Below are 23787 nucleotides of genomic sequence, written 5' to 3' on the forward strand. Positions count from 1 at the left end.
CTAGCCTTAAGACTCCCTGCAGGACACCGATGTGTACAACATGTCCTGCACCAAGATGTTATTCATTACGGCTAGCGCTCTGCTTTTCCTCTTCATTGGAAAACCGGTCGCCTTTGCACAAGATATAGAACCCGATTTCTCTAACTTCGATGATCCGAACGCAAAACCCGTGAAGAAAGCTAAATCAGTCACTGAAGCAGAACCGCCATGTCTGACTTGTAATACCAGCCATCCAAAGCCGAAGAATCTCACCGACAACGAAGCCGTCGCTAAAGCAGGAATGAATCAAAATAAAAAAACAGCGGCAAAAAAATCTCAATCACAAAGAAAGCAAGTGGAATGTATCACTTGCAATGCTGAGAAAGAGCCTGAATACCCGAAGGGGAAAGTCGATAGCTCTTGGAGCCAATTCCCTAAGATCGCCGCTTACAGCAACTCTCCGCAAGTCGCAAAGATGCTGGAGGTTGCTAAACGCAACAAATACTCGACTTCGCATAAACGCTGTTATCGTTTCGTAAAAGGGGCCCTTTGTGGTCTCGATAAGAAAACCGTCCAAGGCACCTCTACTTCAAAATGTGCTCCGGGCTCTATGGTGTCTTCTTATCCTTCAGGCAGCCGCGTTTCTACAAGCAACTCAAGCGCCATTACGACTCTTGAAAGATACGGATTTACAAACTTGCTGACGCATCCTGAAACCAAAGGCTTGATCAAAAATCCTGCGTCGGCTCCGAAGGGTGCGATCCTGATTTATAAAGGTGGTAGAAACGGCGGTCACATCGAGATCAAAACCGGTGTTGGCAGTGACCCGGATTACATTAGCGACTTTAGTGCACCGAATTCAATTCTCCGCAACGACTTGGCAGGCAGAGCCAGCAAAAATTATCAGCTCGTTGGCGTGATGGTAAAGGAAAACCTCTGATGAAAAAACTCACTTTAGTTTTTGCATTTCTGATCTCTTCTTCTGCTTTCGCAGGATTTAAAACTGTCGCTGAAGCCGAGAAAAAATTAGCGACCTATACGGTTGCTGATATTAGAGGCGATGTGAACAGATTGGCTGAGGGCAAGCCGCTAAAGATCGATGAAATCTTCGATGACTTGGACTCTACGGTAGAGCTCTTGAAGAAAGACACTCTCACTGAAGAGTTGGCTCTCCAAATGGAGCGCGCTTGTCTCCTGGCTTCTCTCCACGACCCATCAAACCATGCCATCGAAATCATTCTGCCGGTGTTCATCAAGAACAAAGCCGTCTTCGAAAAAGCGGCCGAGAGCCTCCACCCGGTGGACCGCAAGAACGTGATGGAGCCCATGAGAGATGCTGCCGTCTCTTCTCTGGCAGGCGATAACTAAGCAGAAATTCAATCCATATTAAATCCACGAAGGGCTGTCTCATATTGAGACAGCCCTTTTTTGCTAATCCGTGTACACCTCGTGCACACGCAGACCCGTTTCATTTTGATCTAAGCCCCATTCCGAGCGGCATCCCGTTTGCTTTGTAATACTTACATAGATAGGAACCCTATGAAGAAGTGGTCTGCATTTGTCATTTCATTGATTCTCGTTAGTCAGTCTTGGGCTGAGCTCCAAGGCAATGGCTATCGTGTAGAATCAAACCTCGGAAGCGAGTGTATCGACTGCCAAAATGGCGACTCTCCTATGGATGCGCTTATGCGCTTTACCCAGAATATGAGCGTTATTACTGACGGCGTTCTCGATATTGAGATCATCTCTGATAAATTCAACTACGCAGAAAAGTGCGATAATTTCGCGGCAAAAGAAAATGGCGAGCTCAATAAATGGGGCACCGTTATTACCCGTGAAATCGAAAAGGAGCGCTGCGCTCCCCTCTTAAACCAAGGCCCTCGTGATATTAAGAACTATTGCCCGAATTTCAAAAACATGGATCCGCTTGATAAAAAGGCTCTGTATGTTTTGATTATGGCGGCGATGACTCACTATGAAAGTTCTTGTAACTTCCGCGAGAAAGCTCCGGGTCCGAACGGAACGGCTGCAGGTCTCTTGCAATTGCATAAAGGCAAAGAGCAAAAATACTCTTCTGGCTGCCGTCAAAACGATTCCTTGAATGCCGAGCGCAGTCTTGCTTGCGGCGTTGCCATGGTTTGCGATCAAACGGCCGGTCGTGGAGAGAATCTCTTTAGCTCGGCATCTTATTGGGAAGTTCTCCGTCCCCGTGGTCGTTCGCAAAAAGCGAAAAAGATCATGGCGGCTATTCGTAAGTTCGGTCCTTGTGACCCGGCTTCAGCAAACGCAAAGCGTAACAACAATACAAGAGTCGCACAAAAGTAGCTTAAGCCCTTTTATTTTCATTCAGGGTTTGTTTAATTCTCGGATAGGCTCTAAGCTTAATTCTATGAAAAGCTTTGCAGAATTTTGGCCATTTTATCTTCAAGAGCATTCAAACCCAACCAATCGTAAGCTGCATTTTATCGGCACCTCGTTGGTTCACTTAATCCTTATCTATGCCGTCGTCACTCAGCAGTGGAATCTCCTCTGGATCGTACCGGTGATGGGTTATGGCTTCGCCTGGGTCGGTCATTTCATTATCGAAAAAAACCGCCCTGCGACCTTCAAGCATCCGCTCTGGAGCTTGATGGGAGATTTTAAAATGTTCTACCTCATGCTTTTCGGGAAATTGAAATAGTCATGCAAGATAAAATTCATCACGTTATCAATGAGGCCTCGCAAATTCTGCTGGATAAAAATGCCGAGATTGAAAAATCCGTGATCTGCATTCTGGCTCAAGGGCATTTGCTGATTGAAGACGTTCCTGGGGTTGGCAAAACCACGCTGGTTCAGTTGCTGTCGCGCCTGATGGGCCTGCAGAGTTCTCGCGTGCAATTCACTAACGACCTTTTGCCGGCCGATGTGCTGGGCAATATGGTTTACGATAACGATAAAAAAGATTTTAGTTTTCACAAAGGCCCTGTATTTGCGCAGCTGGTATTAGCGGATGAACTCAACCGCGCCAATCCCCGCACGCAGAGTGCTTTACTGCAAGCGATGGAAGAAAGCGAAGTCACTCTGGACGGAGAGCACTATCCCCTGCCGGAGCCCTTCTGCTTGATTGCGACGCAAAATCCGCGCTCGCAGATCGGGACCTCGCCTTTGCCGGAGAGCCAGCTCGATCGTTTTTTAATGAGCCTTGAACTTTCACACGCCAATCCCCAAGCCGAGATGAAAATCATCCAAGGCATGGATGCGCGTGAAAAACTAAAGTCCGTGAAAGCGGTTTTAAGCGCTCAGGATGTCATCGGCATCCAAAAAGCTGTGAGCGAAGTGCATGTGTCTGAGAAAGTCGCTGCTTATATCAGTGCTTTGCTACAGAAGAGCCGTCAAAAAGGCCACGTGCCGTTGTCTATTCGCGCCGGGATGGCGCTTGCGAAGGCCGGCCGTGCTTGCGCGTTCTTGGATAAACGCGATCATGTATTGCCGGATGATATTCAAAAAATCGCCATCGAGGTTCTTGCTCATCGCTTAGGAAGCATCGAAGGCGTCGCCAAAGGACGGGGGCTTGCCCATGAACTACTTCGCGAAGTTGCGGTCCTCGCCTAGATTCAGGGAAAAACACGAAAAGACCTACATCATGCCGACTCTGTACGGAGTCGCCTTTGGTTTCGTTTGCCTGTTGCTCTTTGGAATTGGTTTTGCCAGTACCAACAATGCGGTTTATTTCTTGTGCTTCTTCATGGTGGCGCTTGGTAGCCAGAGCCTTATTCTTACCAATCGCACCACTGACAAAGTGCAAATCGCGCAGAGCTCAGCTGAAGACTTTTTTGCCGATGAAACCGGCCGCCTTCGTTTAGCACTTCACAATCCGACGCAGGAGGATCTGCAGAATCTGCAATTTTCGCTGTCGAAAGAATCTGTTCTTGAGCTCGAGCGCCTTCGGGCTGGAGAACGCCGTGATGTCGGCGTGCCACTTTTTATGAAAGAGCCCGGAATTTATAAACTTCCGCGCTTAAGCATCTCGTCGGACTTTCCTTATCACTTTTCGCGCAGCTGGAAGAAGCACCAACTCGAGATTTCGGTTTGTGTCTTCCCGGCTCGCCGCGGTTCCCTGCAATTTCCGGCTGCGGCCTATACCTCGCGCAATGCAGAGAGTTTGAATCTGGATGATTTCAAAGGTCATCGCGAATACCAAGAAAGCGACTCGCCTCGGAGCATTGACTGGAAGGTCACCGCGCGCGTTCAAGAACTCATGGTGAAAGAATACGATCCGCACACATCGCGAAAACTCACTCTACGCTGGGAAGACTGTGCGCAGACTTCAGATGCTGATAAAAAATCACAGTTGAGCCTTTGGCTTGATCTCGCGGAAAAAAATAACTTTGAATATGCCTTGGAACTTCCGACTCGTTATATTGGCTATTCACGCGGACCTCAGCACCGCAGTGAATGCCTGAGGGCGCTCTTATGAATTCATGGCGCCTGCTGATCGGACTTGGCATCGGTATCTTTATGGTGGGGCTCGAGGTTGAATCCTGGGTTCTTTCGGTCTGTTTGTTTTTTCTTGCCTGGAAAAGCTCGATCGAATTGTGGCATATGCAAAAGCCACCGCGCTGGTTTATCAATGCTCTTGTGATGGTCTTTCTGTCAATTCTTTGGTTTCGCTACAAGACCATCTTCGGCCAGGATGCATCTTCAAGTTTCCTGATTATTCTAACAAGCCTCAAACTTCTTGAAGAGCGGACACTGCGTGATCAGAAGTTTTTATTTCTCTTAGGCTTCGTGCTGATCTCGGCACTGTTCTTGTTCTCGATCGAAGCGCCGTCACTCGTTGGCGGTATCGCGTGCTTCTTCTTCTTGTGGAGCGCTCAAGGCCGCGAAATCAAATATTCATCGGTGTTTTTAAAATCCCTGCCGCTGGCTCTGTTTTTATTCTTGTTTTTCCCACGCGTGCAGAATCCTTTTGGCTTGCAAGGCCTCACGTCGACTCAGGGATCCACCGGCTTTTCGGATGATTTAAATCCAGGCAGCATTTCACGCATTCAAAATTCCAAAGAAGTTGCCTTCCGTGTGCAATTTATCGGCGACAAGAAATACCGCCCGCATGATCAGTACTGGCGCGGCCAGGTTCTGACTCTATCAGACGGTTTGCGCTGGATGAAGCCGACCGTCCCGACAATTGAGCGCGTTTTCGAAAGACTGCCAAGAGCCGACTATGAGGTCGCCCTGGAACCGCAGGGCAAGCGCTGGCTTTTTGTTTGGGAACCCACCAGCGGCATTCAAACCGCGCGCACGCCCTTTGTTTTAAAACGCGGTCAGTATTATGAAAGTGTTGCACCGATCTATGAGCGCCTAACCTATCAAGGCCGTATTGGCGATGATTCAGGTATAGCGAAAGCAGAAAAATCTGATTTGCAGGTCCCACAAGTAAGCGTCAGAATTCAAGAACTTGTAAAAGAGTTTATCGCAGGCTCTCCTCATCGCGAAGCCATCAGCGAAAAGATCCTCGCCTATTTCAAGGACCAAAAGTTCACTTACACCAAATCTCCAGGAACTGCGAGCTCTTCTCTGGATGCTTTTCTTTTTGAAGGCAAGAAAGGCTACTGCGAACACTATGCCGCGACTTTTGCAACCTTGCTGAGGCTTGCCGGCGTTCCTGCCCGTGTGGTGACCGGTTATCAAGGAGGCGAGTACAACACTTACGGCCGATTCTGGAAGTTCAGTCAATCCGATGCTCATGCATGGACTGAGTACTTGAACGAAGAAGGCAAATGGGTGCGCGTCGACCCAACAAGTGCTGTCGCTCCTGAGCGCCTCGAGCTTGGTGGTGTGATGTTTGAAGACCTCCCGGAAGAGTGGATCGGTCAAAACAAAGCCCAGGACTATTTAAAGACCCGCGAGGCCTGGTGGATTCAAGCCCGTGAGACGGTTTTACAAAGTATCGAGAGCCTCAATTATGAATTGGTTTTGTTCTTGATTGATTTCAATCTCGAAAAGCAAAAAGAAATCTTCGCGGAATACCGCTTCTGGGTTCTTGGTGCCGGCGTTTTGCTGATTGGCTTATTCCTTTTCCAATCCTTCTATCGCCGCGACCGCCGCACCTATGCCGAATGGTTGCTCGACGAGCTTGAGAAAAAAGCCGCACGCACGAACTTATATCGCGAATCTTCGGAAACTCTGAGGCAGTTTGTAAATCGCTGGGAGCAATCGCGGCCAGATCTGCACGAAAACCTTGAAAAGTTACTCGCTGTTTATGAAACCAGTCAGTATGCCACCGGCACACCGAAACTTTCCGCCAAAGATGTGCGCCAGATTTTGAAAGGCCTCAAATAAAAAACCCGGATTTTCGCCGGGTTTTAGAGTTTCTATCAGAGCTTTAAACTAGTGCTTCTTCTGAGACAAGTAATAATCCCAGGTCCCATCATAAGTCGTCAGATGGCTCTTATCGACTTCAAACACCCGTGTCGTAATCTCACGTAAGAAGTGTCTATCATGGCTTACGATCATGACGGTGCCCGGGAAGGTCTTAATGGCTTCAAGTAAAACTTCGCGCGACACGATATCCAAGTGATTCGTCGGCTCATCCAGCACGAGGAAATTCACAGGCTTCGCAAGGATCGTGGCTAGAACCACGCGGCTTTTTTCACCACCCGACAAGACCGAAATCTTTTTGTCCGCCTCTTCGCCGCTGAACTTGAACGCACCGAGAAGATTTCTCACGAAACCCACTGTTGAATTTGGAATGCGCGAGTGAACTTCCTCGATGATGGTCGCATTCGGATCCAAGACATCCAGAGAGTTCTGCGAGAAATAACCCATTGAAATCGACGCTCCTAAGTTACAAACGCCGCTTGTGAGGTCCGTTTGACCTGTGATGATTTTAAGCAACGTCGATTTACCAGCACCGTTCACACCGACAACCGCCACACGGTCCAAGCGTTTTACCAGCGCGCTGGCATTTTCAAAAACCAGCTTCTCTTTGCCGTCGTCGCGTTTGTAAATCTTTGTGAGATTTTCAAACTTCACAACTTCATCCCCGCCACGAGGCGGCTCGGCCCACTCGAACTTGATGGCTTTTTCCTCAGCCGGAATTTCGATACGGTCGATCTTTTCCAATTTTTTAACACGCGACTGAACTTGTGCCGCATGCGAGGCCCGCGCTGCAAAGCGAGCGATGAACTCTTCTTCTTTCGCGAGCATGTCTTCTTGGCGTTTCGCGGCCGCAATCAACTGCTCAAGGCGAATCGCCTTTTCTTTTTCATAGAAATCGTAATTGCCACCGTAAGTCGTGATAGTTTTATTGGCAACTTCGACAACTTTGCTGACAAGTCTATTCATGAAATCGCGATCATGCGAAGTCATCATCAACGCGCCTTTAAAATTCGTCAGCCACTCTTCAAGCCAAATGATGGATTCCATGTCCAAGTGATTCGTCGGCTCATCCATCAGCAAGACATCTGGGTTCAAAGCCAGGATCTTTGCCAAAGCAATACGCATTTTCCAACCACCCGAGAAGCTCTCGGTCGGACGGTGATAGTCCTCAGGTCCAATCCCAAGGCCCGTCAGGATCTCAGCCGCTCGCGTATCGAGGTCATAACCTCCTAAACGCTCATACTCGGCCTGAACTTCGCCATAGTTTTCGAGTAATTTTGCCATGGCATCGTCATCAATCGGATTCACTGCTGAATCTTCGAGCTGACGCTCATACTCTTTGAGTTTAGCGCCCAACTCAGGGAGCTTCCCGGCAGCGGATTTAACCTCTTCCAAGGCGCTACGGCCGCGCATATCCTCGATGTTCTGAGAGAAATAACCAATCACGGTTCTATCGGACTTAGAAACCATGCCCTCATAGCCCTCTTCGCCTGTAATCACGCGGAAAATCGTGGTTTTACCGGCTCCGTTAGGGCCTACGAGACCGATTTTCTCTCCGTCGTTGATCTGGAAAGAGGCATTTTTATAGAGGATCTTACTACCGTATTGTTTAGTGATATTTGAGAGATGGATCATGGACCACAAGGTACGGGTTTTCCCGTCTATTTGCAAGACAGCCGCTGAATAAAATACAGCTTTCATTATTTTAAGGCGGAGAGCCTGAAAATAGTCTAAATTGCTGTTTTCTTTTCGAAAGGTCCCCATGCAATCTGAGTCTTCACCCGATAATTCTACTTCTACTCCTGTTGAATCCACGCCAAATTCTTTTGAAGCTTTTGGTCTCAGCTCTGACCTGATGAAGGCTATGAATGAGATGGGGTTCACTTCGGCGACTCCTATCCAGGAAAAGGCGATCCCGATGCTTTTGGGCGAAGCTCAAGACATGATCGGTTTGGCTTCTACGGGCACTGGTAAAACAGCGGCTTTCGGTATTCCTTTGATTGAAAAAATCGACGCGAGCTTGAAATCGACTCAAGGCCTTGTCTTGAGCCCGACTCGTGAGTTGGCTCTCCAAGTTGCGGATCAATTGCAAAAATTGGGTAAGTATAAAGGCGTTCGCGTTGTGACTATTTACGGTGGCTCTAGCTATCGCACTCAGATGGAGGGCGTGAAACGTGGCGCTCACATCGTGGTTGCAACTCCAGGTCGCCTTGTTGATTTCTTGGAACAAAAAGTTGTTCAACTCACCAACGTCCAAACTCTTGTTTTGGATGAAGCCGATGAGATGATCAGCATGGGTTTCAAAGATGACCTCGAGTTCATCTTAAAACACACGCACAACGAAAACGCAGCGGCTTCCGGCCGTGCTGCCTGCAAGACTTGGCTCTTCTCTGCAACTATGAGCCGCGATATCCGCCGTGTTGCTGATGCTTACCTTGAAAATCCTGAAACGATTGAGATCGCGAAATCCCAAGGGATGTCTGATCTCGTGAAGCAGCTTTACTACACAGTTAAGGACGAACACAAAAACGAGGTGATCAGTCGCTTGCTGCAAATGTACGACGATTTCCACGGCATCATCTTCTGCCAAACTAAAATGGAAGTGATCGAGCTTGAAGCAAAACTTCAACAACGTGGTTATGCCGTCGCTTCTTTGCACGGTGATAAACAACAACGTGAGCGTGAAATCACTCTTAAGAAATTCCGTTCTGGGGAAGCCAAAGTGTTGGTTGCGACTGACGTTGCAGCTCGTGGTTTGGACGTAAAAGATCTTACTCACGTTATCAATCACTCGTTGCCATGGGATGTGGAATCTTACGTTCACCGCATCGGTCGTACAGGCCGTAACGGTAAAGAAGGGATCGCGATCAGCTTGATCAACCCACGCCAAGTAAGCTCTCTCCGCCGTTTGCAAAACGTGACGAAGAAGACTTTGGAAAAGGGCAAGATCCCGACTGCAGACGAAGTAGCACTCACTCGCTTGCAGAAATTCATGGGTCAGTTGACGGGCGTGCCGACTGAAGGCCGCAAGTATCAATTGGCTTTGGAAATGTTTAAAGAATTAGTTCAGAAAGATGAAACGGGTTTGATGACTTTGGCTTCGCCGGAGTTATTGGCTCGTGTAATCACAGCTTTGCATCCTGAGATCTTGGCTGAAAAAGACTACGACCTCGACTTCATGAAAGGCGGCCTCGAACAACGTGGCGGCGGCCGTCGTGACGATCGCGGTGACCGTGGTGGCCGCACTTTGAGCGGTGGCTACCGTAACGATTCACGTGGTGGCGGCTATTCTCGCCGTGACCGCGATGACCGTGGTGGCGACGATCGTCCACGCACAAGCGGCTTCGGCCGTCGTGACCGTGGCGGCGATCGCGAAGAGCGCAGCGAGCGCACTGAGCGCAGAGAAAGCTTCGCTCCACGTGCTGAGCGTGGCGAACGTTCTGAGTCTCGCGATCGTGGTGGCTACATCCCGCGTTCTGAGCGCAAAGATGGGTCTTCGTACATCCCTCGCGGCGACCGCAAAGAGCGCGGTGGTTCTGATGACTCTTACCCACGTCGTGACCGTGGCCCTCGTTTTGACGGCTTCGATTTCGGCGACGGTGGTTCTGAAGGCGGCCGCAAAGAAAAGAAATCTTTCGGTGATCGCAAAGAGCGTAGCGGCGGTAGCGACCGTCCAAAGCGCGCTGACCACCCAGGCGTAAAACGCCACAAGAGTGGTGGCTTCAAACGCCGCCCTGCCAGCGACAACGCTTAGTCACGGATAAAAATGAAAACCACCAAAAGGCCTCGGGAATTCCCGGGGCCTTTTGTTTTTCCGGGGGCTCGCGGACGTGTGGCGTGACTTAATTGGCGGCGACTCCCGCCCGGCGTCCGTCCTTTCGGCATTTAGTACAAGCTTTCTTTCAAAGCCCCAATAAGAATCAAAGTACGACACTTCGGCAGATGAAGAGATTTATCTCATCCCTCTCCTAAAATATTTAAACCCGTCCCCTTATGCTTAGCCTGGCCGACCACGATGGTCGGACAACCCCGTTCTCATGGATGGATGGCCGACGTGCGATCCTCGACTGGGCGTGTACGCTAAGTACTAGCGTGTGAGAAAGGAAACTATCTCCCCTCTGATTATGGTCAACTTATAGGTTTACCATATTCAGAGCGTAAGCCTGACAATAGATATATCTCTTTATTCCGTGACATCTGCACATGTTTTTCTTTTGAGCTCTCAGTCTTTTTCTTTGAGTTACTTGCGTTCTTCTTTGGTCTTTGAAACCCTCGAGCTTCCATATCGTTAAGTTCATGGTAGTTAAGTACGTTTTTAAAATCTCTTCCCCAGGATAAAATCCTGGTAAAGGGGCGAAGGTCAAAAAGACCTTTTAAGTTCTTTCCTTTAAGCTTTGAGAGCAAGCTCACAAGAAGAGAAGTAAGCGTTCTAATAAATGCTAAATAGGCTTTCTTTGATGGGAGTAGCATCACCATATGAATATGAGACCAGTTTAGAGAAAACTTATAAAGCTTAATGCCGTATTTGTTTGCTTGAGAGTTTATAAGAGATTCAATCTTTCGAGAATCAGGAACAAAACAATGACTGCCTGTGCTTTTTAGAATTAAGTGAGTTGGATTTTTAAATGAAAGTGGACGCGCGGTTTTTCTTTTGCCAGTTAAAAGGCTTCCACCAAATTCTTTTTTGTAGTTATGAATGAAATCAAACCCTGTCTGTCTCATCTCTCACTCCAATTAAACTTAACTATTCTTTTAAGGTGAGAAACTTATAACACGAGTTTTGAGAGTGAATTTCTAAGAGCAAACCTAACGCGAATCATATCACTCATTAAAGAGCGTAATCCCTTCGCCCCGAAGAGATTTCTTACTAAAATCAAAATCCAAACCCCCACGCAAAATCTCCCCGCACAAGCGAAGCCAAGCACGCGAAAACCACGTCAATACTATTTTATATAATTCGTATCCCGGACATTGGAAGAAAAGGCGTTTGGGGATGGTTGCTCTACCTCTGCTTGCGATAGAATCATCGGCGCGCGGAATATTGGAAGGCGGTGCTGTTCGAAAGAAGGCGCCTGCGAACTTCAGGGGAGTCGCAGACTTCGGCTGTAAATGGTTTTTCTTACCTAGGCCAGGCCAGACCAGGCTCGGTGTCAGTGTTGAGTCACCGTCGTGCTCTCCTGGATTTCGGGAGTTTGCTGTTGCGATTGCATATGCGGCCGGCCCTCGCCTTCTCGGGATTTGAACATGGCTTGTGCGTAGACTAAGCCTTGACCGTAGGCTCCCAAATGATGAAGAGCTATGTCACGCACCTTTGCCGCTGTTTCTTTACGGGCCCAGTCGCGCTGCCACTCACACATGACCTGCGACCACGTCAGCGGCGATGCGCCCGCTTGAATCATTCGATGACAACCCATGTGGTGAGTCTCCACTGTTTGCCCACCCGAGGCATCCGCAACAAAAGCCACGTCAAAGCCATCATCGAGCGCATGCAACACCGGAAATACCAAACAAATCTCCGTCCACAAGCCCGCCATAATAATTCGGTTTCGGCCCGTTGCCCGGATCGCATCAACGAACTTCTCGTCCTCCCACGCGTTCATCGAAGTTCGGTCGATCGGCTCCTGCGCCGGAAAGACCGCCTGCAACTCCGGAAAAACGGGGCCCGCAAAACCCTTTGCGCCAATTGTACTCACAACCGTGGGAACCTCGAAAGCCTTCGCCGCCTTCGCCAAGCCCACCACGTTATTGATCACCAACTGCCGGTCATGGGACTGCACCGCAAACAACATCTGCGGCTGATAATCAATCAAAGCCAAGCAACACTCCTCGGGAGCAAACAAGCTGTCCATAAATGATCCTTTCTGTTTTTAAAGTTATTGCGCGGCAGTTTTTAAATATTGGCAATGCCAAGGAATTCCAATATTTGGATTTTTTATTCTCAAAAGCTTGCAATATAGGGTACCCCCCTATATTATATGAAGCTGGAGACCTTGCTATGGCACACACTCTCAAAGACAAAGATCGCCTGATTGGACGGGTCAACCGCCTTCAGGGTCAACTAAAGTCCGTGACCAATGCCCTTGAGAATGAAGACGATTGCTATAAGGTCATGCTGACTCTGGCCTCCTGCCGTGGCGCTCTCAATGGATTGATGTCTGACATTATGGAAGAACATATCCGCGAACATATCGGCACTGCGAAGAACAGCAAAGAAGCAGCTCAGGCCAGCGAAGAGGCCATTGAAATTCTCAGAAGTTTTTGGAAATAGAGGTTCCTCATGTCAGGTGGTCATTCTCACTCTCACAGTCATTCACATAATCACGGTCATTCCCATGGACATGCCCACAGTCATGCAGCTCCGAAGAGTTTCGATCGCGCTTTCGCCATCGGCATTGGGCTCAATTTACTTTTTGTCGTCGTGGAAGCCACTTACGGTTTTATCGCCGACTCCCTCGCACTTGTTGCCGACGCCGGCCATAACCTGAGCGATGTGATTGGACTGGTACTCGCATGGGGCGCCGTCTGGCTTTCGCGCAAGAAGCCAAACAATCGTTACACCTACGGCCTTCGCCGCTCGTCGATTTTGTCAGCCCTGCTCAATGCGGTTCTTCTCTTAGTCGCAGTCGGCGGCATCACCTGGGAAGGCATTCGTCGCTTCTGGCATCCCACTGAAATTCAAACCGGCATGGTGATGGCCGTTGCCGCCGTCGGCATTCTGATCAACGGCTTTACGGCGCTGCTGTTCATGTCGGGCCGTAAAGAAGATATCAACATCCGCGGCGCTTACTTGCACATGGCTGCCGATGCACTTGTTTCTGTCGGCGTTGTGATTGCAGGATTCATTATTCAAAAAACCGATCTCGTGTGGATTGATCCTGCAATCAGTATCGCCATTGCCGTCATCATTACTTGGGGCACCTGGGGCCTGCTTAAAGAGTCCGTGAACATGGCGATGGACGCGGTTCCTAACGGCATTCATCTTCCGGATGTGCGTCAGTACTTTACCCAACTCACAGGCGTGATTGAAGTGCATGACCTTCACGTTTGGTCGATGAGCACTACAGAAAGCGCCCTCACCGTTCACCTGGTGATGGATAAAGAACATCATAACGATGCCTTCCTTGCGAAGATCACTAGAGAGCTGAAAGAGAACTTCAAGATCGATCACCCGACAATCCAAGTAGAGTCCGGCGATCTGGAAAACTTCAACTGCGCTCTGAAGCCGGATGAAGTTGTCTAGATCGGCAAACTCTTAAACGACCGAGTTTCAGGTTTCGTCGAACTTTTGCTCAGCAAGTTTTCCCTTCAGTCCTTTGGTCCAGTCTCCGAAAAGTTCAGGGATGGACTTACTTGGACGTAGACTTAAATACTTTTATTTCGGCACTGGGTGGCTCGCCCTCGTGCTCCTCTTTCAAAACATGACTCACGTGGATTACAGCCAACGGGAGCTGCCTAAAATCAACGAGCAAACGCGGATCAGCCAAGCTCAAGAGCTTTTAGGGCAGAAATACAAAACCAGCCCCGTTCAACGCATCGAGGGCAAATACAATCTGCAGTATCATATCTATAGCAAGGTCCACAGTTCCCTGCCGCAAAAATACAAAGCCAAAGCTGACGAAATCACCGCCGCCATTATTGAAGAAAGCGAAAAACAAGGACTCGATCCTGTGTTTACGCTGGCCGTGATTCAAACCGAAAGCGCCTTTAATCCGAATGCCAAAGGCAAACTCGGCGACTCCGGCCTGATGCAAATCCTGCCTGAAACTGCGAAGTGGATTGCCGAAACCTACGACATTCCATGGGAGGGAAAGAAAGCCCTCTTCGATCCGGTTTACAATATTAAAATCGGCACCACTTACTTTGCTCACTTACGTTCAGAGTTTGACAGCGTCCCAAGAGACTACGTGCGCGCGTACAACTCGGGGCCGACAGCAATCCGCAAAGAACAGGCTCGCAAGACCGCGGCACTCAAGAAAAATCAGAGCAAACAAATGAACGCGCATATCTTAAATAAGATCTACGCCCGCAAGGTGATGAAGAACTATGCTTTGCTTTATAAGTCCTTCGGTAAAACCATGGACCCAAAAACGAAGCGCGTGGCAGTGTCAAATAATTGATCAAGCCTGTTTTTATCTCCCGAACCGGGTTGCTCCAACCCCCTCAAATCCCATTCGTTCGAGTTTAGGCCATTGAATTTGGCCTGAACCTTGTAATTGTCACGAAGGCATGACGATTCAAAAAATCCTTTTAAGCATCCTTGTGATCGCCGCTTTCACCGCCCCTCTCCTGTCCGAGGGACGCGAGCAACCTTCTCAGGAAGAGCTGGAAATGCGTGAGAAAGTCATCCAAGATATCGTCGCTGAAAGTTATGGCCATCGAGAAAGCCCTTATGGGCCTTATAGCTACCGCCCGTCTCGCCGTGCGATCTACCGCTGTTACCGCGCGAGCACCGACCGTATTCACGTTCAGCGCGCCAGAGAATCGGAACTCGAAAGCACTTTCAATTTTGGCAAATTACCGGCCGAAGAACAAAGTGCGATTTTTACCACGCGTAACATGGCGATTGCCGGAATCTCCGCCGGCGGAATTCTCTATTTCATGCCAAACCAAAATATTTTTTTCTGGGAAACCGATGAGAGCAACCTGCCTGAGGGTTCCATCCGCGATGGCATCTTGATGAACCCGGTCATTGGTGGAATTCTGAGCGGCGTCCTGAGAAGCGCGCAGAGAGATCTAAAAAACAATAATTATAAATTCATGGGCTCTGCTAAACTGGGATCCATGGCCCTTGTGGTCTTGAATCCTGCGGAAGCCTTCGTACTAAACACCAATTCCGCCGCTGGCCATAGAGTTTTTACGAGCGGCACTACAAAGATCACCACAGAATCTCCGCAAAGACCTTATGGACGTCCGTACGAATCTGAAAAGCCAACCAACTATATCGGTTTGCAATTTCAGATTCGCTTTTAAGGTTCTAAGCGACGATCCCGCGGGTATAGACCTCTGCCAGAAAGTTCACAAACTGCCCGCGCTGCTCCGGCAAACGATAAGCGTCTTTCAAAATACTCATGCCACGTTCTTGCAACGAGAAGTATCCCCAAATCGACTCAATCAGAATGGTCAAGAACGAACGGATGTTCAAATCCGCGCGGATGAGCTTCTTATCTTGAATCTCTTGAAAGAACGCCGTCAGCGCATCACCGACTGGCTCAGTAATCGTCACAAACGCTTCTTGAACGCCGGGAATATTGCCGATGCTTTGCTTCTGCAAAACAATCGCAACTTCTGGCTCTTCAGCCCGCATGTCAACGATGCTGCCGATCAAATCGCGAAGCGCATTCTCCATTTGCTCAGGAGTGCTGATCTTGCCTTCGTGAGTAACCAATACACCTTTGATTCTTTCACTGATTCTTTCCGCGTAGCTTTGGAAAACCTCTAGATAGAGGCCCTCTTTGCCGCCAAAGTAATAACTGATGGCAGCGACATTGACCTCCGCTTTGTTGCAGAGGTCTCGGGTACTGACCGCATCAAATCCTTTTTCAGCAAACAGTTCCGCGGCTGCCCGTAAAAGCTTTTTTCTATTGTTGTCTACGACCGCAGTTGTCATACAAATCTCCTATTTCGCAAGTATCTGCTCATCCACTTTACGTTTTGAAATAAAGCGGCTGCCGATTTTACGAATCCAATGTTTCAAACGATCAATATAAATAAATACCGAAGGAAGTACGATGAGCGTCAGCAACGTCGATGAAATCATACCGCCGATGATCGCAACACCCATACCGGTACGCGCTTTCGAAGCCTCGCTCAAACCGATCGCGATTGGCAACGTACCTGCGATCAACGCGAAGGACGTCATCAAGATCGGGCGAAGACGTGTCTTACCGGCTTCAATCAGAGCTTCATTGCGACTCATACCCTTTTCATTAATCATCTGCAAGGCATAGTCCACCAGCAAGATACCATTCTTACCGGCAACCCCGATAAGCATGAAAAGACCCAGGATCGCAAAGATACTGATAGTCTCTTTCATTATGAACAATCCCAAGAACGCACCGCTCAATGCCAGAGGCAACGCGATCATAATCGTGATTGGCGTAATGAAGGACTCGTACAAGCTTGCTAAGATCAAGTAAATGAACAAGACCGCAAAGCCCAACGCCAGAACCGTTGAAGTCACAAGGTCTTGCATGTTCTCGGCTTCACCGGCAAAGCTGTAGCGAATGCTTGAAGGCAATTGCACTTCACCGCCCGGGCCGAGCATTTTATTAATATCATTTACAACCGTGCTCAATCCCACACCTGGTGCAAGACCTGCGGTGATTTGAATGTAACGACCACGGTCTTGACGCTCAATCGAAGCCGGGCCTGATTTCAAATCGCCGTTCGCCACGTCTTGCAGACGCACGAGCTTACGATTGATGTTTGGAATGTAAACTTGCGCGAAGGTCGCTTTCAAATCGCGTTGGTCTTCTTGCAAGCGAACACGCACATCGTACTCACGGCCTTTTTCACGGAACTTCGCCGGAGTGAAGCCCTCAACCTGCGCACGGAGCTCAGAACCCATCGTTTTGGTATTGATACCATAACGTTTGCCGGCGCCTGGTTTCAAGTGAACTTGCAACTCAGGTTTACCAGGACGGTAGTTCGAGTCCACGTCTTTCAAACGAGGATCTTTTTTCAATTTTTCGAAAATTTGTAAACCGTATTTCTCGAGATCCTGAGGATCGGCAGAGATAATATTCAGCATGATGGGCTGACCGGCCATACCACCTGTCGCATCGTATTTCTTAATGACCGGATTTGCAAATTTGAAGTCTTTCAATTCATCACGAAGCTTGTCACGGAAGACTTCCGTCGTCATGCCACGCTCTTTACCTTTTTTGAGGCGAACGTAGTAGCTGGCTTTATTGGCCTCACCGAAGACGGAACCGATCGTCATCGTCGTATAATCTACTTGTGGATTGCTATGGATGATCTTATCGATTTGCGTACCGACTTTATTCATCCCATCCAAGCTCGTGCCGGGCTCCATCTCGAGGGTGATACTGATCTCACCGCTATCGTCATCTGGCACGAAGCTCGCTGGAACTTTCGTCACCGAATAAATACTGGCGAAGAACACCACGAGTGTTGCCAAGATCGTCAAGATCGGATGGCGCAAAGTCACACGCAGAAGCTTTTCGTACATTTTCTCAAGCCATGTTTGGAAACGATCAAAGCCCTTCATCACACGGCCAATGGTTTTATCATAGATCGATTCTTTGATTTTCTCGCCATGGTGACCGCCGTGGCCTTCGCCACCAAAGTAAGCTGCCATCATCGGAATGATCGTCAGCGCCACGAAGAGGCTGACCGCCATCGCAAAGGCCACGGACAAACCGAAAGATTTCAAGAACTGACCGATCGTCCCTGACATCATACCCACCGGTACGAATACGGACACCACCACGAGAGTGATTGCAAACACCGCCATCTGAATCTCTTCAGTGCCTTTTTCAGAGGCCGTGAATGCATCTTCACCTTTTTCCATACGGCGATAGATGTTTTCAATAACCACGATCGCGTCATCGATCAAAAGACCGACCGCCAAAGTCAGAGCGAGCAATGTAATGATGTTGATCGAGAAACCCGCAAGTTTCATAACCATAAATGCACTGATCAATGAGATCGGCAACGAGAGCGCTGTAATCAAAGTCGTGCGCGGCGAACCGAGGAAGAAGAAGACCGTGATCACCGTTAGAATAATACCGATGATGATCGTTTCATAAACCTCAGACACGTTGTCTTGAATTTTGACGGAAGCATTCGTCACCGTTTTCAAATCCAGTTTCGGATTCATTTTCTTAAGCTCAGGCGCCATGCGTTCCATTTGTTTCAGAACGTCTTGGGCTACTTTCACGGTGTTAGAGCCGGATTGACGATAGACTTGCAAAAAGAGCGCTTTATCCCCGTTCACAAAGGCACGGGATTTTTCGTCTTCAAGCGTATCTTTCACGATCCCTAAATCCGCCACGCGAGTCGAAACTTCGTTACCGTACAAATTGACGAGCGTATCAGAGATCTCAGGCACGGACTGGAACTCGCCCAAACCACGGAACACGAGTTCCTTTTCACCTTGAGTCACTTTACCGCTTGGAACGTTTTCACCAGAGGCTCCGATTTGGCCCGCCACTTGAGAAACCGAGATTTCACGGTTACGGAGTTTATTGCGATCTAACAGTACGTGAATCTCTCTTTTACGACCACCGAGAATATCGATCGCGCCCACGTTATTCACCTGCTCAAGACGTGGCTTCACGAATTGATCGGCGATATCGAAGAGCTCGGCATCGTTCATACCCGGTCCCGCGAGCGACAACATCAAAATCGGCGTATCCGACGGGTCGAACTTCTTAATCACAGAATCTTCGGCTTCGGTCGGCAGCTTCGCTTTAGCGATATTTACTTTATCGCGCACTTGTTGTTCCGCGTACTTTGAATCGATATCACTGCGGAACTCAACGATGACTTGGCTGACGCCCTCGAGACTTTTTGAAGTCAGACGTTTAATACCGGAAATAGTACTCACTTCTTCTTCAATCGGACGGCTAATCAGTGTCTCAACCTCGGAAGGGCCGGCTCCGGCGTAAACCGTTTGAACGGTGACAACCGGTACGCTGACATCCGGAAAGAGGTCGACGCTCATTGATTTAAAGCTTGCCCAGCCGACAACGACCATCGCGATAGTGACACAGGCAATGAAGATAGGTCTTTTAATGGATGTACTAGCTAAGCTCATGACTATTTTCCTCCTTCAGAGGATACGGGCGCTTGGTAAAGTTTCACTTGGGCCTGCAGGCCAAGAATGTTTGCTGCGGATTTCACACGGGTCAGAGACGCTGAAGTATAATCCTGTTCAAAGAGCAGAACTTGGTAAGTCGTTGTTCTGCCCTGACGCAAGCGAGTGCGTTCGTTTTCGAGTTTTGATTTCTGCACTTCCTCAATACGGCCGATGAGGCGCAAATTATCGCGGGCATCGTTCAAGTTGCGAGTCAGGCTCGCCCAGTCTTGCTCTTGAGCATAGCTGGCGTACTGGTAGCTGAGCTCAGCCGCTTTCTCGGCTTTCAAAGCTCCGGATTTCGCATCCGAAGTCGCACCGACATTCAAAGGCATTTTAAAATTGAATCCGACAAATGCCGTATCTCGCTGGGATTGTCCGGCGTTTTTCAAAGCTTCATTTAGCGCCGGATCACGGCCATTCAGAGAATAACTTCCAGAGAGATCTAAGGTCGGACGGTTTCGCTCTCGCACCAAAGTGGAAGAAGCACGGGCGGCATTCAACTGAGCCTCCGTCGCTTTCACATCCAAACGGTCACCCGGGCGCTGAGCCGGTACCACGATGTTTTCAAGCGCCTTGTAATCTACCGGAGTTAAGTTTGTTGCTGGTGCATAAGTATCGGCATTACGCAGTCTATTGAAAGTGCGAAGAGCATCTTGAGCTTCGTTCTTGGCAACTTGCAACTCCAGGGTACGACTCTCTAACAGAGCTTGTGCCTGAATCACGTCGGCTTTTTCACCGAGGTTCATTCTTTGCTTCCGTGAAACATAGTCATAGATATTCTGAGCCGCTTTCAAGGCTTGCTCTTGAATCTTCACGACGTCTTGCCATGCTGAGAGTCTCCAGTAAGCCGCCTCCGCATTCACTGCGATCGTGCTTGCTTGAGAACCGTTATTGAAGGCATCGGCGTAGTTTTGTTGGCGAAGAATCTCTTCGTTTGCCTGAGAGGTTCGTCCGAAACCGCCGCCCCAGACCGGCATCGTCAACTCCAGCTTAGGACTCGCGTCCCAATACTCTGTCATAACGCCCTGACCGAAGTTGGCGCCGACGAAGTCTGATTTGTTGGCTTCATAATAAACACGACCTTGCAAACCGAAGCTAAACTGCTGACTGACGCCCAAGCGATACAGCTGGCTTTCGAATCTGTCATAGACCATCACCGGCGGGCTCGAAGGCTTACCATCGTGACCTATACGACCTTCAGCAAAAAGCTGCGGCGTAAAGATCAGATCCGCTTCACGGGATTTCAAATAAGAGGCTTCCGACTGAATGCTCGATCCTTTATAGGCATTGGATTGGCCTTTTACCTGATCGAGGTACTCATTGAGGGTCAGCGCCTGGGCGCCGCTACCCAACCCCACACTGAGCACGAGAGCTAATATTTTGGTGGTGGTTTGTTTGGTGGTCATTTCTAAACTCCTGATTTAAGTAATCACTTACATACATATATTTACGGCATTTTAAATTAGTACTCAAGCGATTACTTCGTTGTATTTTTTTAACAGCTATGTTAAATTCATCATATATAAGTACTTTCAATAATTTAGAGGTTTTTAATATGAATGAAACATCTCAAATTAAAACAGACAAAAGTGCCTCAAAGGACCCGGCCAAAGGCAAGAAGAGGGACAGGTCTGCCTCAGAACGGTCCCTTTTGAAGGCCGCCGAAGAGGTCTTTTCAAAGCACGGCTTTAAGGGTGCAACGACCCGTATGATTGCAAAGAAGGCCGGCGTGAATGAATCCCTGATTGGTCGGTACTTTGAAGGTAAAATGGGCCTCCTCGTGGCTATTATAGAGCGCTATGTCCTGGAAGAAGACGTTCATACAAAACTCACCTACCCTCCTCAGGAAACTTTGGAGGCGGAGCTTTTGGGCTTTGCCAAATTTAAATACGAACTTGATTGTAAAAAGAATTTCGACTTTTTTAAAATTGTACTTTCGCAAGCGATCGTTGATGCGAAGTTTGCCAAACGTATCCGCGAGACTATTCCGATGTTCTTTCAGCCACAACTTGAAGAACGCCTCACGAACTTACAAAAAAACGGCAAGATACATAAAGAAGTCGACGTGAAAAACCTGATCAAGGGCCTTGATATCTTTATGTTCGGAAATATTATCTCCCAGCGACTACTCGCCGGAGTTTCAGATCTCGAGACTTATAAAACCCTCGAGGAATTCATCAAACGATACTGTCGCACCTGCGACAGAGCTTAAGATGGATTCGACGTTTCTGGAATAGCCTCTGCTTTTCCGAGCGTTGATGGAGTTTCAATATAAGTCTTTTCTATGTCTTCACGCAAAACCCGTGCAAGCTGCTCGGCTCCTTGACGAGAAATATCGATAAAAACTTTTTCATCGTGGCGGACTTTATATTGTTCTTCCACCATCAGCAAATCATGAGTACGGAAGCGGTCCACCAGCGCATTCGAGCGTTCACGTGGGAAGCCCAGCTCCAAGAGCAATGCCTTTGTCAGGGCAAGACTGGATTCAAAGGTTTCACGCTGAATAAAGTGAACACCAAGATCTTTGAGATCAAAGACATGCTGACGGTTTCGAGCCCGGGCAAAGATTTTCAGGTTCGGAAATTCATCTCGGGCGACACGGGCGATGTTCAAAGCCGTCTCTGTATCATCCACCGCAATCACAAGAAATTTTGCTTTTTTAGCGCCGGCAGATTCTAGCAACTCGGCCCGTGAAGCATCCCCGAAATAAACTTTCTGACTAAAACGTCGGAGCAACTCAATCTGTGTCGAATCGTGATCAATCGCCGTGAAGGGAATTTCTTGTGTACGTAAAATACGGCCGAAGATCTGACCGAAGCGGCCAAAGCCTGCGATGATCACTTGGCTATTGTTATCTTCGATGTCATCATACTTCGGCATTGGCGCTTTCAGAGCACGCCATTCATCTAATTTATCGTGCACCAGAATAACGAACGGGCTTAAGATCATCGACAATGTCACAATCAAAGTCAGATAATCGGAAGCTTCGTGCGATAAAACACGCGAACCCTCACCGACACCAAAGATAACGAAGGCGAACTCCCCGCCTTGCACCAGATACACCGCCAAATTGCGAGAGCCATCGGCATTAAGCCGCATCAGACGACCCACACCGTAGACCAGAATACCTTTCACCACCATATAGAGCAGCACAAGGCCTGCGATCTTTGCCGGATCATCAATGAAGAGCTTCCAGTTCACGGCCATGCCTACTGAAATGAAAAACAGACCCATCAGAAGACCCTTGAAAGGCTCTAAGTCCGCTTCCAGCTCGTGACGAAACTCTGATTCAGAAAGAAGCACACCTGCGATAAACGCACCGAGAGCCATCGAGAGGCCCACTTCAAGCATGAGGAAGGCAACTCCCATCACAATGAGCAACGTGACACCTGTGAAAAGCTCGCGGCTTTTGGCATTGGCTACAAGTCGTAAGAAAGGCGTCATGACAAACCGGCTGACCAACACGAGCCCGACAACCACAAGCCCCGCTTCAAGCCAGTTGGCCTTCGGAACAGAGTCCGTCATCACACCCAGTGTAGGAATAATCGCTAACGCCGGGATCGCCGCCACGTCTTGCATCAGAAGAACCGCAAATGCTGAACGGCCGTATTGCGTGTTCAAAACTTTTCGCTCCGTCAATGTTTGCAGAGCAAAAGCTGTCGAAGAGAGTGCCAATGAAAAACCAATCACGAAACTTGCTGAATTTGTGAGATCCCATAGTTTACCGAGAAGAAAAAATGCCACCGTGCAAATGACGATCTGCAATCCACCAAATCCCAGCAAAGTCTTACGCAAACTCCAAAGACGTTTTGGCTGAAGCTCAAGACCAATCATAAAAAGCAGGAACACCACTCCGAATTCAGAGTAATGGCGAACATTCTCGGAGTTTGCGACCCATCCCAGGATTTGCGGGCCGATCAGGCTTCCTGCTGTCAGGTAACCAAGAACGGTTCCCAGTCCCAAACGAAGAAAGAGAGGCACGAGAATCACAGTGGCACCCAGGAAAACCAAGGCTTCTTGCAGAGGTGTATGCAGTGTCATAGATCTCAAGGTTAAGGTGTTTACTCTCCAAGTCAATCGCAGATTGTTGGACTTTACGCAGCCTGGGTTATTATCATCGTCTTATGACAAATCTACTTCCCCTGATTCCGGCTTTGATTCACATCTACATTTTCATTCTTGAGAGTTTTCTATGGGGAAGAAAGCGCACGAATAAGATTTTCGGAGTTCGACCTGAGGATGTGGCGGTGACAAAACCTCTGGCTTTTAACCAGGGCTTTTATAATCTTTTTTTAGCCCTCGCGATTTTTCTGGGGCTGCATCTTCATAGCGCCGAAATGACCCGGACCGCTGGAAGCACTCTTATTATTTATGCTCTGGCATCCATCTTCGCTGCGGGTTTGGTACTTCTTATTTCTAAGCCGAAACTCTGGCGAGGGGCCTTGTTGCAAATGATCCCGGCACTTGTCGCCGTTATTCCCTTCCTTGCTTAAGATCCCAATAAGACTTGATAATCATAAGTTTGTTTAAACGCGCCTAGCCCTCAGTTCTGATTTTTCTCAAAATGGGCGGGCCCCAAAAAATAGGACAAAATGTCTCGAGTCATTATGTCCCCTTCTTAGGGTCGT

General features: G+C 48.6%; 21 protein-coding genes. 14 read left to right on the forward strand and 7 right to left on the reverse strand.

Annotation, left to right across the window (positions count from 1 at the left end; genetic code table 11):
- The first annotated feature begins 40 nt into the window (after positions 1-40).
- The 7 genes from JSU04_10245 (at position 41) to JSU04_10275 (ending at position 6297) form a co-directional block, all read left to right on the forward strand.
- A complete protein-coding gene (locus JSU04_10245) occupies positions 41-919 on the forward strand; it encodes a hypothetical protein (GenBank protein MBS1970679.1) in 879 nt (292 codons plus the stop codon).
- Complete coding sequence (locus JSU04_10250; GenBank protein ID MBS1970680.1) at positions 919-1347, forward strand: hypothetical protein; 429 nt, start codon at positions 919-921, stop codon at positions 1345-1347. The genes JSU04_10245 and JSU04_10250 overlap by 1 nt, the downstream gene beginning before the upstream one ends.
- Positions 1348-1518: 171 nt before the next feature.
- Positions 1519-2304: a hypothetical protein gene (locus tag JSU04_10255; protein ID MBS1970681.1), complete on the forward strand. Its 786-nt coding sequence runs from the start codon at positions 1519-1521 to the stop codon at positions 2302-2304.
- Between the two features lie 64 nt (positions 2305-2368).
- Positions 2369-2659 carry a DUF962 domain-containing protein gene (locus JSU04_10260; protein MBS1970682.1) on the forward strand — a complete coding sequence of 97 codons (291 nt, stop codon included), beginning with the start codon at positions 2369-2371 and terminating at the stop codon, positions 2657-2659.
- Between the two features lie 2 nt (positions 2660-2661).
- Positions 2662-3570, forward strand: a complete 909-nt coding sequence (locus JSU04_10265; protein MBS1970683.1) for an AAA family ATPase — start codon at positions 2662-2664, stop codon at positions 3568-3570.
- A gap of 31 nt (positions 3571-3601) precedes the next feature.
- Positions 3602-4435 (forward strand): DUF58 domain-containing protein, encoded by an 834-nt coding sequence (locus tag JSU04_10270; protein MBS1970684.1) that lies wholly within the window; start codon positions 3602-3604, stop codon positions 4433-4435.
- Positions 4432-6297 (forward strand): DUF3488 domain-containing transglutaminase family protein, encoded by a 1866-nt coding sequence (locus JSU04_10275; GenBank protein MBS1970685.1) that lies wholly within the window; start codon positions 4432-4434, stop codon positions 6295-6297. Before JSU04_10270 ends, JSU04_10275 begins: the two co-directional genes overlap by 4 nt.
- Before the next feature lie 48 nt (positions 6298-6345).
- Here JSU04_10275 and JSU04_10280 read toward each other — a convergent pair whose 3' ends face one another.
- Positions 6346-7971, reverse strand: a complete 1626-nt coding sequence (locus tag JSU04_10280; GenBank protein ID MBS1970686.1) for an ABC-F family ATP-binding cassette domain-containing protein — start codon at positions 7969-7971, stop codon at positions 6346-6348.
- A gap of 127 nt (positions 7972-8098) precedes the next feature.
- On the opposite strand from JSU04_10280, the gene JSU04_10285 reads away from it, so the two are divergent.
- Positions 8099-10090, forward strand: a complete 1992-nt coding sequence (locus JSU04_10285; protein MBS1970687.1) for a DEAD/DEAH box helicase — start codon at positions 8099-8101, stop codon at positions 10088-10090.
- A gap of 374 nt (positions 10091-10464) precedes the next feature.
- On the opposite strand, the gene JSU04_10290 is transcribed toward JSU04_10285, so the two are convergent.
- Positions 10465-11058 carry a hypothetical protein gene (locus JSU04_10290; protein ID MBS1970688.1) on the reverse strand — a complete coding sequence of 198 codons (594 nt, stop codon included), beginning with the start codon at positions 11056-11058 and terminating at the stop codon, positions 10465-10467.
- Between the two features lie 428 nt (positions 11059-11486).
- Positions 11487-12185 (reverse strand): hydrolase, encoded by a 699-nt coding sequence (locus JSU04_10295; protein ID MBS1970689.1) that lies wholly within the window; start codon positions 12183-12185, stop codon positions 11487-11489.
- Between the two features lie 146 nt (positions 12186-12331).
- Here JSU04_10295 and JSU04_10300 point away from each other — a divergent pair, with 146 nt between their 5' ends.
- The 4 genes from JSU04_10300 (at position 12332) to JSU04_10315 (ending at position 15306) form a co-directional block, all read left to right on the forward strand.
- On the forward strand, positions 12332-12604 hold the full coding sequence (locus JSU04_10300; protein MBS1970690.1) for a metal/formaldehyde-sensitive transcriptional repressor: 273 nt from the start codon (positions 12332-12334) through the stop codon (positions 12602-12604).
- Positions 12605-12613: 9 nt separating this feature from the next.
- A complete protein-coding gene (locus tag JSU04_10305; protein MBS1970691.1) occupies positions 12614-13576 on the forward strand; it encodes a cation transporter in 963 nt (320 codons plus the stop codon).
- 100 nt (positions 13577-13676) lie between these two features.
- Entirely contained in the window at positions 13677-14453 is a 777-nt protein-coding gene (locus JSU04_10310) for a lytic transglycosylase domain-containing protein (protein MBS1970692.1), read from the forward strand.
- Positions 14454-14562: 109 nt separating this feature from the next.
- A complete protein-coding gene (locus tag JSU04_10315) occupies positions 14563-15306 on the forward strand; it encodes a hypothetical protein (protein ID MBS1970693.1) in 744 nt (247 codons plus the stop codon).
- Between the two features lie 4 nt (positions 15307-15310).
- On the opposite strand, the gene JSU04_10320 is transcribed toward JSU04_10315, so the two are convergent.
- The 3 genes from JSU04_10320 to JSU04_10330 are packed head-to-tail and all read right to left on the reverse strand — an operon-like array spanning position 15311 to position 20565.
- Positions 15311-15943 (reverse strand): TetR family transcriptional regulator, encoded by a 633-nt coding sequence (locus JSU04_10320; protein MBS1970694.1) that lies wholly within the window; start codon positions 15941-15943, stop codon positions 15311-15313.
- Between the two features lie 9 nt (positions 15944-15952).
- Positions 15953-19117, reverse strand: coding sequence for an efflux RND transporter permease subunit (locus JSU04_10325; protein MBS1970695.1), 3165 nt, complete (start codon positions 19115-19117; stop codon positions 15953-15955).
- 2 nt (positions 19118-19119) lie between these two features.
- Positions 19120-20565 carry a TolC family protein gene (locus JSU04_10330; protein MBS1970696.1) on the reverse strand — a complete coding sequence of 482 codons (1446 nt, stop codon included), beginning with the start codon at positions 20563-20565 and terminating at the stop codon, positions 19120-19122.
- Between the two features lie 149 nt (positions 20566-20714).
- On the opposite strand from JSU04_10330, the gene JSU04_10335 reads away from it, so the two are divergent.
- Positions 20715-21371 (forward strand): TetR/AcrR family transcriptional regulator, encoded by a 657-nt coding sequence (locus JSU04_10335; GenBank protein MBS1970697.1) that lies wholly within the window; start codon positions 20715-20717, stop codon positions 21369-21371.
- Here JSU04_10335 and JSU04_10340 read toward each other — a convergent pair.
- Positions 21368-23200 carry a cation:proton antiporter gene (locus tag JSU04_10340; protein ID MBS1970698.1) on the reverse strand — a complete coding sequence of 611 codons (1833 nt, stop codon included), beginning with the start codon at positions 23198-23200 and terminating at the stop codon, positions 21368-21370. The two genes, JSU04_10335 and JSU04_10340, sit on opposite strands and share 4 nt — an antisense overlap.
- An 83-nt stretch (positions 23201-23283) precedes the next feature.
- Between JSU04_10340 and JSU04_10345 the strand changes: the two genes are divergently transcribed.
- Positions 23284-23652, forward strand: a complete 369-nt coding sequence (locus JSU04_10345) for a DUF1304 domain-containing protein (protein ID MBS1970699.1) — start codon at positions 23284-23286, stop codon at positions 23650-23652.
- The last annotated feature ends 135 nt before the right edge of the window (positions 23653-23787 follow it).

Source organism: Bdellovibrionales bacterium (assembly GCA_018266295.1).
Classification (GTDB): Bacteria; Bdellovibrionota; Bdellovibrionia; order Bdellovibrionales; family Bdellovibrionaceae; genus JACMRP01.

Coding starts and splice junctions, on each gene's coding strand:
- JSU04_10245 (MBS1970679.1), top strand. CDS start 41: ATGTCCTGCACCAAGATGTTATTCATTACGGCTAGCGCTCTGCTTTTC.
- JSU04_10250 (MBS1970680.1), top strand. CDS start 919: ATGAAAAAACTCACTTTAGTTTTTGCATTTCTGATCTCTTCTTCTGCT.
- JSU04_10255 (MBS1970681.1), top strand. CDS start 1,519: ATGAAGAAGTGGTCTGCATTTGTCATTTCATTGATTCTCGTTAGTCAG.
- JSU04_10260 (MBS1970682.1), top strand. CDS start 2,369: ATGAAAAGCTTTGCAGAATTTTGGCCATTTTATCTTCAAGAGCATTCA.
- JSU04_10265 (MBS1970683.1), top strand. CDS start 2,662: ATGCAAGATAAAATTCATCACGTTATCAATGAGGCCTCGCAAATTCTG.
- JSU04_10270 (MBS1970684.1), top strand. CDS start 3,602: ATGCCGACTCTGTACGGAGTCGCCTTTGGTTTCGTTTGCCTGTTGCTC.
- JSU04_10275 (MBS1970685.1), top strand. CDS start 4,432: ATGAATTCATGGCGCCTGCTGATCGGACTTGGCATCGGTATCTTTATG.
- JSU04_10280 (MBS1970686.1), bottom strand. CDS start 7,971: ATGATCCATCTCTCAAATATCACTAAACAATACGGTAGTAAGATCCTC.
- JSU04_10285 (MBS1970687.1), top strand. CDS start 8,099: ATGCAATCTGAGTCTTCACCCGATAATTCTACTTCTACTCCTGTTGAA.
- JSU04_10290 (MBS1970688.1), bottom strand. CDS start 11,058: ATGAGACAGACAGGGTTTGATTTCATTCATAACTACAAAAAAGAATTT.
- JSU04_10295 (MBS1970689.1), bottom strand. CDS start 12,185: ATGGACAGCTTGTTTGCTCCCGAGGAGTGTTGCTTGGCTTTGATTGAT.
- JSU04_10300 (MBS1970690.1), top strand. CDS start 12,332: ATGGCACACACTCTCAAAGACAAAGATCGCCTGATTGGACGGGTCAAC.
- JSU04_10305 (MBS1970691.1), top strand. CDS start 12,614: ATGTCAGGTGGTCATTCTCACTCTCACAGTCATTCACATAATCACGGT.
- JSU04_10310 (MBS1970692.1), top strand. CDS start 13,677: ATGGACTTACTTGGACGTAGACTTAAATACTTTTATTTCGGCACTGGG.
- JSU04_10315 (MBS1970693.1), top strand. CDS start 14,563: ATGACGATTCAAAAAATCCTTTTAAGCATCCTTGTGATCGCCGCTTTC.
- JSU04_10320 (MBS1970694.1), bottom strand. CDS start 15,943: ATGACAACTGCGGTCGTAGACAACAATAGAAAAAAGCTTTTACGGGCA.
- JSU04_10325 (MBS1970695.1), bottom strand. CDS start 19,117: ATGAGCTTAGCTAGTACATCCATTAAAAGACCTATCTTCATTGCCTGT.
- JSU04_10330 (MBS1970696.1), bottom strand. CDS start 20,565: ATGACCACCAAACAAACCACCACCAAAATATTAGCTCTCGTGCTCAGT.
- JSU04_10335 (MBS1970697.1), top strand. CDS start 20,715: ATGAATGAAACATCTCAAATTAAAACAGACAAAAGTGCCTCAAAGGAC.
- JSU04_10340 (MBS1970698.1), bottom strand. CDS start 23,200: ATGACACTGCATACACCTCTGCAAGAAGCCTTGGTTTTCCTGGGTGCC.
- JSU04_10345 (MBS1970699.1), top strand. CDS start 23,284: ATGACAAATCTACTTCCCCTGATTCCGGCTTTGATTCACATCTACATT.